This window comes from Luteimonas panaciterrae (genome assembly GCF_020511115.1).
Classification (GTDB): Bacteria; Pseudomonadota; Gammaproteobacteria; order Xanthomonadales; family Xanthomonadaceae; genus Luteimonas; species Luteimonas panaciterrae.
The window spans coordinates 876,583-894,491 of the sequence record NZ_JAJAVH010000001.1 but is presented as its reverse complement, the minus strand read 5'-3'; the positions used below and the strand labels follow the sequence as shown (position 1 = coordinate 894,491).

General features: G+C 65.7%; 11 protein-coding genes. 7 read left to right on the top strand and 4 right to left on the bottom strand.

The genetic code is table 11. The features are described from left to right. Window positions 1–8 precede the first annotated feature (8 nt). The 3 genes from LG367_RS03930 to LG367_RS03920 all read left to right on the top strand — a co-directional run bounded on the left by LG367_RS03930 (window position 9) and on the right by LG367_RS03920 (window position 3,851). Window positions 9–728, top strand: coding sequence for an MIP/aquaporin family protein (locus LG367_RS03930; protein ID WP_226467891.1), 720 nt, complete (start codon window positions 9–11; stop codon window positions 726–728). A 58-nt stretch (window positions 729–786) separates the two neighbouring features. After that, window positions 787–2,292 carry a glycerol kinase GlpK gene (gene glpK, locus LG367_RS03925; protein WP_226467890.1) on the top strand — a complete coding sequence of 502 codons (1,506 nt, stop codon included), beginning with the start codon at window positions 787–789 and terminating at the stop codon, window positions 2,290–2,292. Window positions 2,293–2,531: 239 nt separating this feature from the next. Then, on the top strand, window positions 2,532–3,851 hold the full coding sequence (locus tag LG367_RS03920) for a carbohydrate porin (protein WP_226467889.1): 1,320 nt from the start codon (window positions 2,532–2,534) through the stop codon (window positions 3,849–3,851). 48 nt (window positions 3,852–3,899) lie between these two features. Here LG367_RS03920 and LG367_RS03915 read toward each other — a convergent pair whose 3' ends face one another. Then, window positions 3,900–7,070, bottom strand: a complete 3,171-nt coding sequence (locus LG367_RS03915; RefSeq protein WP_226467888.1) for an efflux RND transporter permease subunit — start codon at window positions 7,068–7,070, stop codon at window positions 3,900–3,902. Window positions 7,071–7,078: 8 nt separating this feature from the next. Further along, a complete protein-coding gene (locus LG367_RS03910; RefSeq protein ID WP_226467887.1) occupies window positions 7,079–8,176 on the bottom strand; it encodes an efflux RND transporter periplasmic adaptor subunit in 1,098 nt (365 codons plus the stop codon). Window positions 8,177–8,630: 454 nt separating this feature from the next. On the opposite strand from LG367_RS03910, the gene LG367_RS03905 reads away from it, so the two are divergent. Then, complete coding sequence (locus LG367_RS03905; RefSeq protein WP_226467886.1) at window positions 8,631–8,843, top strand: DUF6229 family protein; 213 nt, start codon at window positions 8,631–8,633, stop codon at window positions 8,841–8,843. A gap of 129 nt (window positions 8,844–8,972) precedes the next feature. Beyond that, entirely contained in the window at window positions 8,973–11,813 is a 2,841-nt protein-coding gene (locus tag LG367_RS03900; RefSeq protein ID WP_226467885.1) for a type 2 lanthipeptide synthetase LanM family protein, read from the top strand. A gap of 129 nt (window positions 11,814–11,942) precedes the next feature. Here LG367_RS03900 and LG367_RS03895 read toward each other — a convergent pair whose 3' ends face one another. Together LG367_RS03895 and LG367_RS03890 are read right to left on the bottom strand one after the other, a co-directional pair. Beyond that, window positions 11,943–13,379 carry an Ig-like domain-containing protein gene (locus tag LG367_RS03895; RefSeq protein WP_226467884.1) on the bottom strand — a complete coding sequence of 479 codons (1,437 nt, stop codon included), beginning with the start codon at window positions 13,377–13,379 and terminating at the stop codon, window positions 11,943–11,945. A gap of 372 nt (window positions 13,380–13,751) precedes the next feature. Next, on the bottom strand, window positions 13,752–14,123 hold the full coding sequence (locus LG367_RS03890) for a hypothetical protein (protein ID WP_226467883.1): 372 nt from the start codon (window positions 14,121–14,123) through the stop codon (window positions 13,752–13,754). Window positions 14,124–14,202: 79 nt separating this feature from the next. Between LG367_RS03890 and thrA the strand changes: the two genes are divergently transcribed. Both thrA and LG367_RS03880 read left to right on the top strand, forming a co-directional pair. Then, complete coding sequence (gene thrA, locus LG367_RS03885; protein WP_226467882.1) at window positions 14,203–16,701, top strand: bifunctional aspartate kinase/homoserine dehydrogenase I; 2,499 nt, start codon at window positions 14,203–14,205, stop codon at window positions 16,699–16,701. A 186-nt stretch (window positions 16,702–16,887) separates the two neighbouring features. Further along, window positions 16,888–17,832 (top strand): homoserine kinase, encoded by a 945-nt coding sequence (locus LG367_RS03880; protein ID WP_226467881.1) that lies wholly within the window; start codon window positions 16,888–16,890, stop codon window positions 17,830–17,832. The last annotated feature ends 77 nt before the right edge of the window (window positions 17,833–17,909 follow it).

The window sequence follows — 17,909 nt, the reverse complement described above, 5'->3', positions numbered from 1 at the left end:
AGGACAACATGGCATCACCCGGCTTGCAGTACCTCAGCGAGTTCGTCGCCACGGCGGTCTTGATCCTGCTCGGCGACGGCGTTGTCGCCGGCGTGCTGCTCGGTCGATCGAAGGCGGCGAACGCCGGCTGGAGTGTCATCACCTGGGCCTGGGGCCTGGCGGTACTGATGGGCATCTTCATTGCCGGCCCGATCAGCGGCGCGATCATGAACCCGGCTCTGACCATCGCGCTCGCCTCGATCGACAAGCTCTCCTGGGATCTCGTCCCCGGCTTCATCGCCGCGCAAATGGGCGGCGCGTTCGCCGGCGCCGTGCTGGTGTATCTCACCTACCTCGCGCACTGGCGCGACACCGACGATCCCGCGCTCAAGCTCGGCGTGTTCTGCACCGCGCCGGCCATCCGCAACCTGCCCGCCAACGTGCTTACCGAGATCATCGGCACCTTCGTGCTGGTGTTCGTCGTGCTCGCCGTCGGCACCAACACGCTGGCGCCGGGACTCGGGCCGCTCGGCGTCGGCCTGCTGGTCGTGGTAATCGGCATGTCGCTGGGCGGACCAACCGGCTATGCGATCAATCCGGCGCGCGACCTCGGCCCGCGCATCGCGCATGCGCTGCTGCCGATCCCCGGCAAGGGCGGCTCCGACTGGGGCTACGCCTGGGTGCCGGTGATCGGCCCGATCATTGGTGCGCTGCTCGGTGCGCTGCTGTTCAAGGTCATGTACACCTGATTTCATGATTTCCATCGTCGTTCCCGCACAACGGAACGACCCGCAAGCGGAGACACTCGTGGACAAACCCTACATCCTCGCTATCGACCAGGGCACCACCAGCTCGCGCGCGATCCTGTTCGATCACAGCGGCTCGATCGTCGGCGTCGCGCAACGCGAATTCGAACAGATCTTCCCGCGCCCCGGCTGGGTGGAGCACAACCCGCGCGAGATCCTCGCCAGCGTGCAGACCACCGCGATCGAGGTGCTGACCAAGGCGCAGATCAGCCCCGAGCAGGTCGCGGGCATCGGCATCACCAATCAGCGCGAGACCACGGTGGTCTGGGACAAGAACACCGGACAGGCGATCCACAACGCCATCGTCTGGCAATCGCGCCAGACCGCCGGCATCTGCGACCAATTGAAAGCGGATGGCTACGAGGACCTGGTGCGCGAGCGCACCGGCCTGCTCATCGACGCCTATTTCTCCGGCACCAAGGTCAAGTGGATCCTCGACCACGTCGAGGGCGCGCGTGAACGCGCTGCGCGCGGCGAGCTGCTGTTCGGCACCATCGATAGCTGGCTGATCTGGAACCTGTCGGAAAACAAGACCCACGTCACCGACTACACCAACGCCTCGCGCACACTGATGTACGACATCCACAAGCGGCAGTGGGACCCGGAATTGCTGCGCATGCTCGACGTGCCCGAAGCGATGTTGCCCGAGGTGCGCTCCAGCAGCGAGGTCTACGCACGCACCGGCTCGCGCCATTTCTTCGCCAACGGCATTCCGATCTGCGGCGTCGCCGGCGATCAGCAGGCGGCGCTGTTCGGCCAGGCCTGCTTCGAACAGGGCATGGCCAAGAACACCTACGGCACCGGCTGCTTCCTGCTGATGAACACCGGCGAGAAAGCGGTGCGCTCGAAGAACGGGCTGCTCACCACCATCGCCTGGGGCCTGGACGGCAAGGTGGAATACGCGCTGGAAGGCGCGATCTTCGTCGCCGGCTCGGCGGTGCAATGGTTGCGCGACGGTCTGCGCATGATCGGCAAGTCCGGCGACTCCGAGGACTACGCCGAACGCGCGCGCGGCAACGAAGGCGTGTACTTCGTCCCGGCATTCGTCGGCCTCGGCGCGCCGTACTGGCGCAGTGACGTGCGCGGCGCGATGTTCGGCCTCACCCGCGGCACCAGCAAGGAACATTTCATCCGCGCCGTGATCGAATCGATGGCCTACCAGACCCGCGACGTGCTCGATGCGATGCAGAGCGACGCGAATATCAAGCTGGCCGGCCTGCGCGCCGATGGCGGCGCGATCGCCAACGATTTCCTCGGCCAGTTCCAGAGCGATATCTTGAACATCGCGGTGGAACGGCCGCGCGTCAGCGAAACGACCGCGCTCGGCGCCGCCTATCTGGCCGGACTCGCGGTCGGCTTCTGGGAAAACCGCGAGCAGATCGCGCAGCAATGGCAGGTGGATCGAAAGTTCGAGCCGCGGATGATCGAAACCGAACGCGAATCGCTCTACGCCGGCTGGCAGCGCGCGGTCGAAGCCACACTCAGCTTCCGCGTCGAGCATAGTTGAGTGGAATCGGCGGCTGCGACAGAGCCGCCGAGCTTCACGAAACGAGCATTTGCCAGAGACTCGTCATCGTCTTCTTTCCGATCATCGGAAGAATCCTGGTTCGCATCTCTGTCATCAAGATGAATTCGATTCCGAAGCATTAGCTTTCTTCGCTTTCTTCGCGCTGCGTACACACCGCATGCGTCGGAATGCATGACAGCAACATTGCATTCCGCAACAACAAGAAGAAAACACGCTGTATGAAACATCCCCCGATACTCCGGCTCGCCCTGCTAGCCGTTTGCAGTTCTTTCATTCTCGCGAGCGTCGCCAACGCCCAGGAAGCCCCCAGATCGGGCAAGGATTGGCTGTTCGGCGACTGGAACGGCAAGCGCACCGAACTGCAGGAAAAAGGCATCACGTTCAACTTCGGCCACGTCGCTGAATTCGCCACCAACACCAGCGGCGGCGAACAAGAACTCAGCCGCTACACCGATCAATGGACGCTCGGCGCCACGCTTGATCTCGGCAAGCTCTGGGGCATCCCCAACGCAACGTTCCGCATCAACATCACCGATCGCAACGGCGACAACCTCAGCGACGACGCCGGCCTCGGCACCCTGCAGCAGGTGCAGGAAGTCTACGGACGCGGCCAGACCTGGCGCTGGACCGAGGTTTACTACCAGCAGACCTACGCCAACGACAAACTCGATTGGAAGATCGGCCGGCTCCCGGTCGGCGAGGATTTCGCCAGCTTCTCCTGCGATTTCATGAACCTCAGTTTCTGCGGCTCCAGCCCCGGCAACATCGGCTCCGGCAGCTACTGGTACAACTGGCCGGTCAGCCAGTGGGCGACGCGGCTGAAGTTCAACTTCGGCGATCAAGGCTACGTGCAGGTCGGCGCGTATCAGCTCAATCCCGGCTATCTGCGCAAGGGCAACGAAGCGCGCTTCGACAGCCCCGAAGGCACCATCGGCACCTTGTATCCGCTGGAAGCGGCCTGGACGCCGAAGTTCGGCGCGCGGGCCCTGGCCGGCAGCTACAAATTCGGCGTGTGGTACGCGGATGCCGAACTCGACGATGTGCTGCTCGACACCGATGGCAACGCGCTCTCCGTCAGCGGCGGCAACCCTCTACGGCGCAGCAGCGGCTACGGCGGTTATTTCATGGCACAGCAGACCGTGTTCCATCCCGATGGCGATGACGGACATCGCGGCCTGGACCTGTTCTTCCACTACGCGCAGGCCGATCGTCGCACCGCGGCGTTCGATCGCCAGCTCAGGCTCGGCCTGTTCTACAACGGCCCCTTCGCCAGCCGGCCCGATGACGAGATCGGCTTCGCCGTCGCCAGCAATCGCGTCAACGATCGCGCCCGCACCGGTGTCGCACTCGCCAACGCGGCCGGGCTGCCGGTGCGTCCGCTGCCGCATACCGAATACGTCGGCGAGCTGTTCTACGGCGTGCAGCTGACGCCTTTCCTCGCGCTGCGACCGAACATCCAGTACATCCGCGACGCCGGCGGCATCAACAGCGCGAAGGACATCTGGGTCGTCGGCATGAAGACCTCGTTGGCCTTCTGATTCTGATCACGCTTTGAGTTAGCGGGGGGTCCGCAGCCGGAGACGCCGTCAGGCGTCTTCCGGCACCTTCACCCGGAACCAGGCCGCGTACAGCGCCGGCAGGAACAGCAGCGTCAGCAGCGTCGCCACCAGCAGACCGCCCATGATCGCCACCGCCATCGGCCCGAAGAAGGCGCTGCGCGAGAGCGGGATCATCGCCAGGATCGCCGCCAGCGCGGTCAGCACGATCGGACGGAAGCGCCGCACCGTCGCGTCGACGATCGCGCGCCACGGCTCGTGGCCATCGCGGCGGTCTTGTTCGATCTGATCGACCAGGATCACCGAGTTGCGCATGATCATGCCGGCCAGCGCGATCGTGCCGAGCATGGCCACGAAACCGAACGGCACGCGGAACACCAGCAGAAAGAGTGTCACGCCGATCAACCCGAGCGGCGCGGTCAGCAGCACCATGAAGCTGCGCGAGAAGCTGCGCAGCTGCAGCATCAACAGCGTGAACACCACGAACACGAACAGCGGCACGCCGGCATTGATCGATTTCTGTCCGCGCCCGGAGTCCTCGACGCTGCCGCCGATCTCGATCGAATAACCGTACGGCAGCGTCGCGCGCAGCCCGTCCAGCGTCGGCGAAATCTGTCCGGCCACCGTCGCCGGCTGGGTGCCGTCGTAGATGTCGGCGCGCACGGTCATGGTGGGCTTACGATCGCGATGCCAGATGATGCCTTCTTCGAAGCCGTAATCGAGCGTGGCGATCTGGGTGAGCGGAACGCTGCGGCCATTCGAGGTTGGTACCGACAGGCTGCCGAGCATGTCCAGCTGGATGCGTTCGACATCCGGACCACGCACCAGGATTTCGATCAGACGATTGCCTTCCCGGTACGTGCTGACATGCGAACCCGACAACGAGCTGGACAGGAACTGCGACAACTGCGCCGAACTAACGCCGAGCGCGCGTGCCCGCTCCTGATCGACGTGCAGCGAAACCAGCTTGCCCGGCTCGTCCCAGTCGAGATTGACGTTGGTGACGTGCGGATTGGTGCGCATCTTCTCGCGCACCTGATAGGCGATCTTGCGCACCTGATCGATGTGCTCGCCGGAGACGCGAAACTGCACTGGATAACCGACCGGCGGACCATTCTCCAGACGCGTGACGCGCAACTGCAGCTCGGGGAAGCGCGCCGCCACGTCGCGGATGATCCAGCCGCGGATCGCCTCGCGCGCCTTCAGATCCTTCGGCACCAGCACGAACTGGGCGAAGTTCGCCGCCGGCAATTGCTGATCGAGCGGCAGGTAGAAGCGCGGCGAACCGGTGCCGATGTAGGACACGTAATTTTCGAGATCGGGCCGCTGCTTCAACATCGCCTCGAACCGCTCGGCCTGTTCGGCGGTGGCGCGTAGCGAACTGCCTTCGGCCAGCTCCATGTCCACCATCAACTCCGGCCGCGTCGAGTCCGGGAAGAACTGCTGCGGCACGAAGCGGAACAGGAACAGCGAGCCGAGGAACGCCGCGACGGTCACGATGATGACGAAACGGCGATGGCGCACGCACCAGGTCACCCAGCCGCGGAATCGCACGTAGAACTTGCTCGCGTACGGATCGTGATCGTGGCCGTCGTGCGGCGCCGGCGTGATCATGTCGGCCAGCGCGACATGCCGCGCGCGCAGACGATCGGCCCAGCGCGAGCGCAGCGCATGCCAGCGCGCCGCCAGCGAACCCGGCTTCAGCGCCGCCGCGTGACCGTGGTCCGGCAGCAGCTTGTCGCCCAGGAACGGAATGAACATCACCGCGGCGATCCACGACACCACCAGCGCGATCGTCACCACCTCGAACAACGAGCGTGTGTACTCGCCTGTGCTCGACGCGGCGGTCGCGATCGGCAGGAAGCCCGCCGCGGTAATCAGCGTGCCGGTCAGCATCGGGAAGGCGGTGCTGTCCCAGGCGAACGCGGCGGCGCGCAGGCGATCGAAGCCCTGCTCCATCTTGATCGCCATCATCTCCACCGCGATGATCGCGTCGTCCACCAGCAGGCCCAATGCGAGCACCAGCGCGCCCAACGAGATCTTGTGCAGGCCGACGCCGAAGAAATCCATCACCGCGAAGGTCATCGCCAGCACCAGCGGGATCGACACCGCCACCACCAGACCGGTGCGCAGGCCCAGCGAGAAGAAGCTCACCAGCAGCACGATGGCAACTGCCTCGGCCAGCACGCGCACGAACTCGCCGACGGATTCCTCCACCGCCGCAGGCTGGTCGGACACCTTGCGCAGCTGCATGCCGGCCGGCAGCGTTTCCTGCAGCTTGGCGAATTCCGTCTCCAGCGTCTTGCCGAGCTTGAGGATGTCGCCACCCTGACGCATCGACACGCCGATACCGATCGCGTCCTCGCCCATGAAGCGCATGCGCGGTTGCGGCGGATCGGAGAAGCCGCGCCGCACTTCGGCGACGTCGCCCAGGCGGAAGGTGCGATCGCCGACGCGGATCGGGAATTGGCGGATCTGGTCGACGGTCTTGAACTGGCCATCCACGCGCAGCGGCACGCGCGTGCTGCCGGTCTCGAAGAAACCGGCCGAGACCAGCGCGTTCTGTTGATCCAGCGCGTCCTGCACTGCCTGCATCGGTACGCCGAGCGTGGCGAGCTTGACGTTCGACAGCTCGATCCAGATCTTCTCGTCCTGCACGCCGATCAGTTCGATCTTGGCGACGTCGGGCTGATCCTGCAGCGCCAGTTGCACGCGGTCGGCGTAATCGCGCAGCACCGCGTAGTCGAAACCCTGGCCGGTGAGCGCGTAGATGTTGCCGAAGGTGTCGCCGAACTCGTCGTTGAAGAACGGGCCGATGACGTCGCTGGGCATCTCCGAGCGGATGTCGCCGATCTTCTTGCGCACCTGATACCACAGGGGTGCGATGTCCTTCGAGCGCATCGAATCCTTCGCGACGAACATCACCTGTGACTGGCCGGGGCGCGAGTACGAGCGGATGTACTCGTACTGGCCGGTCTCCATCAGCTTCTTCTCGATGCGCTCGGTGACCTCGCGCGAGACCTGCTCGGCGGTGGCGCCCGGCCACATCGTCTGCACCACCATCACCTTGAAGGTGAAGGCCGGGTCCTCGCTGCGGCCCAGCCGCAGATACGAGAACGCGCCGATGATGCCCATCACCAGCATCGCGTAGATGACCAGGCTGCGATGACGCAGCGCCCATTCGGAGAGATTGAAGCGCATGGCGGCGGTTACCGGACGACCGGACGGTTGTCGCGATCCACCGCCTGCACCTTCTGCCCGACGCGCAGCAGATGGCCGCCCGCGGCCACGACCCAGTCATCGGGTTTCAGGCCGCTGCGCACCGGCACGCGCTCCTGTCCGAACGGGCCGGTCTGCACGGGCTGCAATTTCAGCGTGTTGGTTTTGGGATCGACCACGAACACCGCGGTGCCATTGCCCGAACGCTGCACGGCCGCGAGCGGCACGCTCATGCCGCCGAGCGCGTCGTGCGGCAGATAGATGCGGGCACTCTGGCCGAGTTCGAGCGTGCCCGGCGGCGCATCGACGGTGACGCGCGCGGCATAGGTGCGCGAAGCGGCATCGGCGGCGGGCGCGACTTCGCGCACGCGTCCGGGCCAGCGCTTGCCCGGCTGCGACCACAACTCCACCTGCACTTCCTGGCCCGGCTTGAACGTGGCGATGGCGCCTTCCGACACCGCGAACGCCACTTCGCGCACGCCGTCGGCGGCGAGCGCGAACACTTGCTGTCCCGCGGCGACCACTTGTCCGGATTCGGCGCTGCGCGTGGCGATCACGCCCGCGCTCGGCGCGCGCAACTGACTGTAGGCGGCCTGGTTGCGGGCGACGAGCAGATTGGCGCGCGCTGAGTTGACCTGCTCCTGCGCGGCCTTGGCGGCGGCGTCCTGGGCATCGAGATTGGAGCGGCTGACCAGTTGATCCTTCGCCAATTTCTGGAAGCGCAGCTGATCGGCACGGGCGCGTCCGTATTCCGCCTCGGCCGCGACCAGCTGCGCCTGCGCGGCGCGTGCCTGGGCTTCGAGATCGCCCGGGTCGAGCACCGCCAGCACCTGCCCGGCATCGACGTGCGCGCCGACATCGACGCGGCGCTCGATCATCTTGCCGCCGACGCGGAACGACAGCGCGCTCTCCTCGCGCGCCCGCACTTCACCGGCGAAGGCCGAGACGCCGTCGACGGCGCCCGTGGGCCGCGTCACCAGCACGGGGCGTGGCGCTTCCTCCACCGCGGCACCGTTGCCGCAAGCGGAAAGCACCATCGGGAGAACGACGAGGGAAATCGTCGCGGCGATACGGGTCCGGCTGCGCATGGGGCGGGCCTCGGCGGCAATTAGTACACTTGCCGGTACTGTAAATTTATCAAACCGCTCAGTCCAGTTATTTCTTCACATTAACGTGACGGGCTTCCAGCGGGCGTCGGCTGTTGATCCAGCTTTGAGAACCCCCTTTCAATCTCACGCCATTCTGCGACACGAGTATCTCTGCAGGCCTCGCGAGGCGCGGCCAAGCCCTCTCCGCTTTGATGCGCTCGCACACTCCATGTTGCGATGCAGGGCTCGAAATGACAGTTAACGCCGCCCACGACCGGCGCGCAGCGTATCGATGCGGTGCTCCGGCGATCTACGACTCACGCAAGTGGGCCGGAGCCGACGGGCTCCGCGTTACGTAGCAACGTCGAAATTCGGAACCGGTTCGATCCCGGTAGCCAGGGAAAGCCGCGACCGAAATCATGTGCTTTTGAACCTCAAAAAGGAGAATAGGGTTATGCAACAGAATGACGACGTCGTGGCCGGCTGGCTCAGCGGTTCGGACAGCATCGACGGCCTCGAGAATCCGGCCGGTCCGCTCTACATCGAAGGCCGCGCGGCGGCCGAAGCAGCACTCGGCGGCACCGACATGCGCGCCACGCTGCGTGCGTGCGGCACGTTGGCCGGCGGCACCACCTGCAGCTTCGGCGGCGGTTGCGCCTGCTGCTGATCGGTTCTTGAGCTTCATCGAAACGACGCGCAGTCGCGGTCGACACCCGGCTGCGCGTTTTCGACGCATCTTCAACCGCCGCGGATCGTTCAGCGCATCCGCGCACGCCGAAAGGATTCCAGACACACGATGAGCGACATGGGATCGCCGGATGCCTTCGCCCGCATCATCGACCATTTCACCGCCTCCGCGCGCACGGCCCTCGCCGCGCGATTGGCCTCGTTGTCGGCGGCACTCACCGACGACGAAGCCGCCCTGATCCAGACCACGGCCGACGACGCGCTGCGCAACAACGCCCGCCTCAAGCTCAATCGCGTGCTGCTGCTGGAATTGCATGCGGCCAAGCGCGCGGGCGAGCTGAGCGCCGAGGACGATGCCGGCCGCTTCGCCGAGTTCGTCGAGCGCGCCGTGCAACCGCGGTTCGCGGAACATCTGGACCGCCGTTATCCGCCGCTGCGCGAACGGCTGCAATGCGCGCTCGATCGGCAGCGCAAGGCGATCGAAGCGCTGGCGGAACGCCTCCTCGCGGACCGCGATCAGCTGGCGCCACTGCTCGGCAATCCCGCCGGACGCCTCACCGCCCTCTCGCTCGGCCAGGGCGATCTGCACGACGGCGGCCAGACTGTGGCACGTTTGACGCTGGAAGGCGGCACCGTGATGTACAAGCCGCGCTCGCTGCGCGTGGATGCCGTGCTGGATGGTTTCCTCGCGCATCTGTTCGGCGACGGCGCCGATCGCGTGCGCGTCCCCGCCGTGATCGATCGCGGCGCTTACGGCTGGACCGCGTTCGCACCGCACCGCTACTGCGAGAACGACGATGAACTGCGCACGTTCTATCGCGGTCTCGGCCACTGGCTCGCCGTGCTTCGCTTGCTCGGCGGCACGGACATCCACCTGGAAAACCTGATCGCCGTCGGCCCGGTGCCGGTGGTGATCGATGTCGAAAGCCTGTTCGAGATCGTGCCCGCGATGACGCCTTCCGAGTACGGCCAGGCTTACGACGCCGCGGTGATGCTGATCCGCAATTCGGTGCTGCGCACCGGCATCGTGCCGTTCCGCACCCAGGCGCTTGGATTCGAAGGCATCGATCTTTCCGCCGCCGGCGCGCTGCCGGACCAGCAGCCGCAGGTGAAAGCACCTACCATCGTCGATGCGGGCACGTTGCAGGCGCGGGTCAAGATTGTCGACGTCGACATGATCGCGGCGCAGAACCATCCCAGCCCGCGTCCCGACGTGTCGCAGTTCTGGGACGAGATCAGCGAAGGCTTCCTCGAAGTCACCGCGCGCCTGCGCGAGCTCGATGCCACCGGCAAGCTGATGCCGCTCATCGCGGCCTTCGAAGGCTGCCGTGTGCGCGAGATCCGCCGCACCACCCGCGCCTACGTGGAAATCGGCCGCATGTTGTGGCACCCGGCCTCGCTGCACAAGGAAGCCGAAGCGATCGAGCAGGCGCGCGATCTGTTTGTGCGCAACGCCGAGGCGATTCCCAATGCACCTTCGGCGCTGCAGGACATCCTGTCCGAGATCGATGATCTGCGTTACGGCGACGTCCCGATCTTCGTCGCACCACTGACACGCGAGCGCATCGACAAGGTGATTGCGGACTGGCGCGCGATGCGGATCGATCTGGAGGAACTGACGATCCGCAGCGCCCTCGTCGCCACCGATCTCAACCAGCGCATGCGCGATCGCGAAGAGGAACGCCGCGGCCAGCTGTACGCTGCCCGCAATCCGCATCACGATCGCCTCGACATGCGCCGTCGCAAGCTCGCGGCCGATGCGATCGAGCGCCTGCTGCGGCTGGCGGTGCGCGGCGACGACGGTTCGGCCACCTGGATCACGCCCGAGATCAGCCACCATGGCTGGCTGGTGCAACCGGTGCAGGCCGATGTCTATTTCGGACTCGGCGGCGTCGCCGTCACGCTGGCCGGCTACCTGCACGAAGTCGAGAATGGCCGTGCCGACGCGGTGGCCGGTGTCGAGGAAGCACTCGAAGGCGCGCTGCGGATGTTGCGCGCATTGGAGTCGCTCGACACGCCGGAAACGGTGGGAGGCTTCTCCGGCTATGCCTCGCAGGTGTGGACCTGGCTCACGCTGCACGACCTGCTGCGGCGCCCGGATCTGCTGGCGAACGCGGTCGCACGCGCGGAAGCGCTGGAACGCCGCGGTTTCGAGGACGATGAACGATTCGACATCATCGACGGCGCCGCCGGCGCCATCGTTCCATTGCTCGGCCTGGCCGAAGCGACCGGCGATGCGCGCTGGCACATGCTCGCGACACGCGCCGCGCATCGACTGGAAACAGCCGCGATCGTGGACGAACTCGGAGCGCGCTGGCCCACGACGGGCTCAGAAGAGCCTTCGCATGGATTCGCTCACGGCGCCACCGGCATCGCCTGGGCACTGGCCCGGCTGGTGTTGTCCGGCGTCGGCGATGCGGAGGAACGCGCACGCTGGCATGCGCTCTCCGAGGCCGCGTTCGCGTTCCAGGAATCGTTCTACGACGAAGCGCTCGGCAACTGGTTCGATGCGCGCGAGCAGGACGGAAGTTTCACCTTCCCGACCTGGTGCCACGGCAGCGTCGGCATCGGCCTGAGCGCGGCCGACCTGTACGCCCGCACGCGCGATGCACGCCATCTGCGCACGCTGCGCCGCGCGGTCATCGCCGCGCGTGGCAAATGGGGATCCAGCCATACGCTCTGTCACGGCGACATGTCGCTGCGCGAGCTGTTCGTGACCGCAGCCGAGTTGGATCCTGACGGATGCACGATCGATCCCGATGAGGCGACGGCGCAGATCGTCTCCGCCATCGAGGAGCATCGCGGCATGGTCGGCGGACTGACCCGCGCCGCTTTCACACCCGGCTTGATGACGGGACTGGCTGGCGCGATCCACGGCCTGAATCGAATGCATCCAGAATGCACGCTGGCTTCACCACTATTGCTGGAGCGTCGGCGCCAGGCGGCGTGAGCCCTCTCAGCACCGGCAGCCAACGCGAAGCGTTATCGACACTGCATGAAGAACATCGGCGCATCCCTGCGCCGTGTTCTTGTCGATGCAAGCCCGGATCGAGAATCCAGGGCAAACCTCCAACCACGTTTACTGGACGGTCACGGTGACAGTGGCGGTCGCCGTTCCACCCTGACCATCGCTGATGGTGTAGGTGAACTTCGTGCTGCCAAAGTGATTGCGCGGCGGCACGTAAAGCACGCTGTTGCCGAAGATGGACACGGCTCCATGCGATGGCTGCGTCACCGAGACGAGGCTGAGGGAATCGCCATTCGGATCGCTGTCGTTGGCCAGCACGGACAACAGCACCGGCTGCCTTCTCCGGATCACGACGGCATCGTCGACCGCCACCGGCGGCTGGTTGTGCTGGACAATCGACGTGACCGACACCACCGCGTCGGCAGTCGCACGGCCGTAGCTGACGCGATAGGTGTATTGATCCACACCTTCGAAGCCCGCTTCCGGCACATAGGTCGCTTCGGCACCGATCAGCATCACCGTGCCGTGCTGCGGCGCCTCGACGATGCCGTATTCCAGAGCACCACCGTTGCCGATCGAACCTTGCAGCGTGGTGGTGACCGGCGCTCCGTCAACGCTACCGGTCGAGATCCCCTCGGCCTTGAGCGGCGCGTACACCTGCACATACCGCACGCCGCCCGCCACCGACGCCATCACCAGCGATCCGTCGCGCGAGAGCTTGATGCGGCCCTGGTTGAAGGCGCCATTGCCTGTGTGGGTGAAGCTGTTCTCGAAGTCCAGGCTGCCGGTCTGCGTGAAGGTGTTCATGCCGTAGACCTTCACCTCCTGCGTGCCGGCCCACGGGAAGTACGCGATCTTCTCGACGGGGTGGTAGGCCGCCGCGATGGGCTGCGGTCCCGCATATTGTCCAAGCGTCGCGATCTTCTGGTAGGCGTCGTTGTAGATGAACGTGCCGCCGTAAGTCGGAATCGCGAACTGACTGGCCAGCCGATCCGTCGCGATTTCGAAGTTGGACCAGCCCGTGCCGTTGTCGTACCACTGCCTCCGCACCACTTCTTTCGTCGGCACGTCGAACAAGCCCCAGCGTCCATCGGAGATGTTCGATTCCGCGAAGGCGATCGTCTGGGCATCCCCGCTCGCCGACAGCATCGTGTTCTGCTGGACGGTCGCCAGCACGGTGGCTGTGCCGCTGACCGGATCGAATTGCCGCAGCGGAACGCCTCCGGAACCCTGGAACATCGACGTCGCCAGGAGCGAGCCGTCGGCGGCATAGGCCACGGTCCAGGTGCCGCCTTCGTAAAAACCAAGAGGGGCCGTCAGCTTGCTCGTCGCCAAGGAATCCAGGTTGACCAGATGCACCCAGTTCGAACCCCCGGAAAAACTGCGATCGGCCACCGCCAGTGTGTTGCCGTCCGGCGACAGATCGGCGCCGCTCAACTGCCCGCCCAGAATGATCGGCGGCAGGAATGTCCGGGTTTGCACTTCATAGCGCAATACCTTGTCCTGATCGGTGATGTAGATGATTCCGCGCTTCGCGTCATGCACCATGTCTTTTCTGTCCGCCGCAGGAATCAATGTTCCTTCGGCATTCGCTTGACCGATGCACAACGCAAGACAGACGACCATTGCCTTCATGGCATATTTCAATGACATACCTTGCCCCTTGACGATTGATGGTAAGACCCGAGGATTTCGCTGACCCCGCTCCTCGAATCGCGCTAAAGCACCACTGTGCCTACCTGGTTTCCAGGTGTTTTTTTGAAAGCGCGATGAGCGTGCGCCACCAGCCCTCAGGTCAAGAGATGCAGAACCAGCGTCGTGGCGCACGATGCATAGTTGAACAGGTCATCGTCTCCCGGATTGAGAACGCATGATGAGAACGCACGACGAGAATGCATGACGTTGCGTCATACACGTTGTTCAATCAAAAAAGATGTCCTGAGTATCGTCAGTCTCAAACGATGAATCACAAATATGGCAAACAAATGTGGTGATGATTTGATGCCTGATCCATGCGACCTTGGTGATCATCTTCAGTGACGGCATCGAATCCGGCATCGGAGATGAAAGCGGACGGCCCGATCGTAGGCGGGATGTTTCCGGCCCCCATCGCCACATCGGCCTTGACGGCCCATGCCGCGATCCGGTAATGCTTATGCCCATGACCGCCGTCCCCGCCATCGCCAGCCTCGGCCTCCGGCCTTCCGGTCCGGTCGCGGCCGCGACGACGATTATCACCACGACCACCACCTCAACCGAGGTGCGGACGGGCGTGTCCACCTGATCGACCACGCCACTCCGCACCCAGATCGGGTGCGGGGCGGCAGCCTCCCCCGAAACGCGGCGCGGAGCCCAACCTGGAGCTCCACCGATGTCGTCCGCGCCACCTTCCGATGCTTCCCCGCTCCGCTGTCACGTCCACAAGTTCGGCGGCAGCAGCCTCGCCGACGCCGCGCACATGCGCGCCCTGCCCGCCCTGATCGAGGACGGCGCCGGCACCCGCTTCATCGTCGTCTCGGCGATGCAGGGCACCACCAACGCACTGGTCGCACTCGGCACCGCCGCCAGCGAACGCCAGGACTGGGCCGCCGCCTGGCAAGCACTGCTGCAGCGTCATCTCGACACCGCGCAGGCATTGGCGCCCGCCGATGCCGCCCTGCGGGAAGCCCTGGAAGCCGACTTCGCGGGGCTGCGCGAAGACCTCGCCACGCTGGCGGCCGGCACGATGGAACTCGAAACCGTGCTCGCGCGCGTGCATGGGCTCGGCGAAATCTGCTCCTCGCGCCTGGTGCAGGCCGCGCTCGGCAGCGAGCAATGGCAGCGGCTCGATGCCCGCGACGTGCTGGTCGTGCATCCGGGCGAGATGGGCGCCGGCGTCGACTGGGACGCCAGCCGCCGCAACTTCACGCAATGGCGCGCGAAGAACGATGGCCGCGACACGGTCGTCACCGGCTTCGTCGCGCGCGATGCGCGCGGGCGCGACACCACGCTCGGGCGCAACGGCAGCGATTATTCCGCGGCGATCTTCGCCAACCTCGCCGACGCCAACACGCTGACCATCTGGACCGACGTCGACGGCGTGCTCTCCGCCGATCCACGATTGGTGCCGGACGCGGTCTGCCTGCCGAAGCTGTCCTACGCCGAGGCCTGCGAGCTGGCCTACTTCGGCGCCAAGGTGCTGCATCCGCAGACGCTGGCGCCCGTGCAATGGCGCGGTATTCCGCTGCACATCCGCAACACGCTGCGACCGGAGGCACCCGGCACCTGGATCGTGGCGCAGTCCAGCTTTGCCGATGAAAGCACGAACGGCGCGCCGGTGAAAGGCCTGAGCCTGATCGACGGACTCGCCGTGCTGGAACTGGTCGGCAACGGCATGATCGGTGTGCCGGGTTCGGCGCAGCGCCTGTTCGCCGCGCTGCACGAGGCCGGCGTGTCGGTGACGATGATCTCGCAAGGTTCGTCCGAACATTCGATCTGCTGCCTCGTGCGCGCCGCGCAGGCCGAGCGTGGGCGCAAAGCGATCCTGGCCGCGTTCGCCGGCGAGATGGCCGACGCGCAGACGCAGGGCGTCAACATCACCTACGACATCTGCGTGCTCGCGGCGGTCGGCGACGGCATGGTCGGCACGCCCGGCGTGGCCGCGCGCCTGCTCGGCGGCCTCGCACAGGCGCGCGTGAACGTGCGCGCGATCGCGCAGGGCGCGAGCGAACGCAACATCTCGGTGGCGGTCGCGCAGGCCGACGCCACGCGCGCGCTGCGCGCCGCGCATGCGGCGTTCTGGCTGTCACCACAGACGATCTCCGTCGGCGTGATCGGGCCCGGACAGGTCGGACGCGCCCTGCTCTCGCAGCTGGCGGCGACGCTGCCACGCCTGCGCGCGCAATCGAACGTCGACCTGCGTCTGCACGCGATCGCCGACAGCAAGCACATGCTGCTTTCGCAAAGCGCGCTCGATCCGGCCACGGCGCACGAAGCGCTCAAGCAAGGCGAGGCCGGCGTGCCGGTCGATCTGGATGCCTTCGCCGCGCACGTCCGTGCCGAGCATCTTCCGCATGCCTTGATCGTCGACTGCAGCGCCAGCGATGTGGTGGCGGCGAAGTACGAAGAGTGGCTGGCCGCGGGCATCCACGTCGTCACGCCCAACAAGCATGCCGGCAGCGGCGACTGGACGCGCTATGCCGCGATCCAGGCGGCGCAGCGCAACGGTGGACGCTTCCTCTACGAAGCGACCGTCGGCGCGGGCCTGCCGGTCATCCTTACCTTGCGCAATCTGCTCGACACCGGCGATGTGCTGCACGAGGTCGACGGCATGTTCTCCGGCACCCTGGCCTGGCTGTTCAACAGCTATGACGGCAGCCGCCCGTTCTCGGCGCTGGTGCGCGAGGCGCGCGAACTCGGCTACACCGAGCCCGACCCGCGCGACGACCTCTCCGGACTCGATGTCGCGCGCAAGCTGGTGATCCTGGCGCGCGAGGCGGGTCGCGAGTTGTCGGTCGAAAACGTGATCGTCGAAAGCCTGGTGCCGGAACATCTGCGGCAGGTGAGCCTCGAAGAATTCCTGGCGCGCCTGGAGGAACTCGACGCTCCGATGCAGGCGCGACTGGATGTCGCGCACGCGCAGGGCCTCGGGCTGCGCCATCTCGCCAAGCTCGATCGCGATGGCCGCGCCACGGTCGGCGTGGTCGGATTGCCGCCGGAACACGCCTGCCGCAAGACGCGCCTCACCGACAACCTGGTGCAGTTCCGCAGCGAACGCTATTCGGAGAACACGCTGGTGGTGCAAGGACCGGGCGCCGGGCCGCAGGTGACGGCGGCGGGCGTGTTTGGCGATGTGCTGATGATCGCGCAGGGGCTTGGGGCGCGTGCTTGAAAAACGAAAACAGCAGATGCGAATTCCTCCAATCCGTCATTCCAGCGAAAGCTGGAACCCATTTTCTTTTTGCTTTCACCGCAAGATGAAGAACACGATCAAAATGGGTCCCAGCTTTCGCTGGGATGACGAACACAAAGCAACCACCTGACGCATTATCCCCTTCAGAACCTTTTGCCTTCCTCGATGCCCTCAACTTTCCAAGCCCGCGCCTTCGCGCCCGCCAGCGTCGGCAACATCGGCGTCGGTTTCGACCTGCTCGGCCACGCCATCGTCGGCCCGCGCGATGTCGCGATCGTGCGCCGCATCGACGAGCCCGTCGTGCGCGTCGATGCCATCCGCGGCGACGTGCCAGGCGTCGACGCGCTGCCACTGCAAGCCGAGCACAACACGGCCGGCCGCGCGTTGATCTCGATGCGCGACACCTTACGATTGCCTTACGGACTGGCTCTGGAGCTGGAGAAAGGCATCGCGCTCGGCTCTGGCCTCGGCGGTTCGGCCGCGTCCTGCGTGGCCGCGGTGGTGGCCGCGAACGCGGTGCTCGATGCGCCGCTCGAACGCGATGCGCTGTACGACTTCGCGCTCGATGGCGAATCGGTATCCAGCGGCAGCCGTCATGGCGACAACGTCGCGCCGATGCTGCTCGGCGGCGTGGCGATGGCGACGCCGACGCGCATGATCGCGCTCGCCGCGCCCGACTGGCTGTATTGCGTGGCGGTGCATCCGGACCAGGTGCTGGAAACGCGGCGCGCGCGCGCTGTGCTGTCCGAGCCGTACTCGCTGCATGAGATCGTCGGGCAGACCACGCATCTGGCTTTGTTTCTCACCGGCCTGCAGCGCGGCGATGCCGGTCTGATCCGCGAAGGCCTGCACGACTTGCTGGTGGAGCCGCGGCGCGCATCGCTGATTCCCGGATTCGCGCAAGTGAAAGCCGCCGCGCTCGATCATGGCGCGCTCGGCGCCAGCATTTCCGGTGGCGGGCCGAGCGTCTTCGCCTGGTTCGCCTCCAAGGCCGAGGCCGAGGCCGCCGCGCCGGCGATGCGTGGTGGCTTCGTCGACGCGGGGTTCGGTGCGCGTGCCTACGTGTCGCCGGTCAATGCACCTCGCGCGGAGGTCATCGATGACCGCTGACGTCTCCCCTGTCATTCCTGCGATTTTTAACAACCGAATGGCTGGTCAAGCAGGAATGACGGCTATTGAGGTGATGC

Coding starts and splice junctions, on each gene's coding strand:
- LG367_RS03920 (WP_226467889.1), top strand. CDS start 2,532: ATGAAACATCCCCCGATACTCCGGCTCGCCCTGCTAGCCGTTTGCAGT.
- LG367_RS03880 (WP_226467881.1), top strand. CDS start 16,888: ATGCCCTCAACTTTCCAAGCCCGCGCCTTCGCGCCCGCCAGCGTCGGC.
- thrA (WP_226467882.1), top strand. CDS start 14,203: ATGTCGTCCGCGCCACCTTCCGATGCTTCCCCGCTCCGCTGTCACGTC.
- LG367_RS03910 (WP_226467887.1), bottom strand. CDS start 8,176: ATGCGCAGCCGGACCCGTATCGCCGCGACGATTTCCCTCGTCGTTCTC.
- LG367_RS03895 (WP_226467884.1), bottom strand. CDS start 13,379: ATGGTGCATGACGCGAAGCGCGGAATCATCTACATCACCGATCAGGAC.
- LG367_RS03930 (WP_226467891.1), top strand. CDS start 9: ATGGCATCACCCGGCTTGCAGTACCTCAGCGAGTTCGTCGCCACGGCG.
- LG367_RS03905 (WP_226467886.1), top strand. CDS start 8,631: ATGCAACAGAATGACGACGTCGTGGCCGGCTGGCTCAGCGGTTCGGAC.
- LG367_RS03915 (WP_226467888.1), bottom strand. CDS start 7,070: ATGCGCTTCAATCTCTCCGAATGGGCGCTGCGTCATCGCAGCCTGGTC.
- LG367_RS03900 (WP_226467885.1), top strand. CDS start 8,973: ATGAGCGACATGGGATCGCCGGATGCCTTCGCCCGCATCATCGACCAT.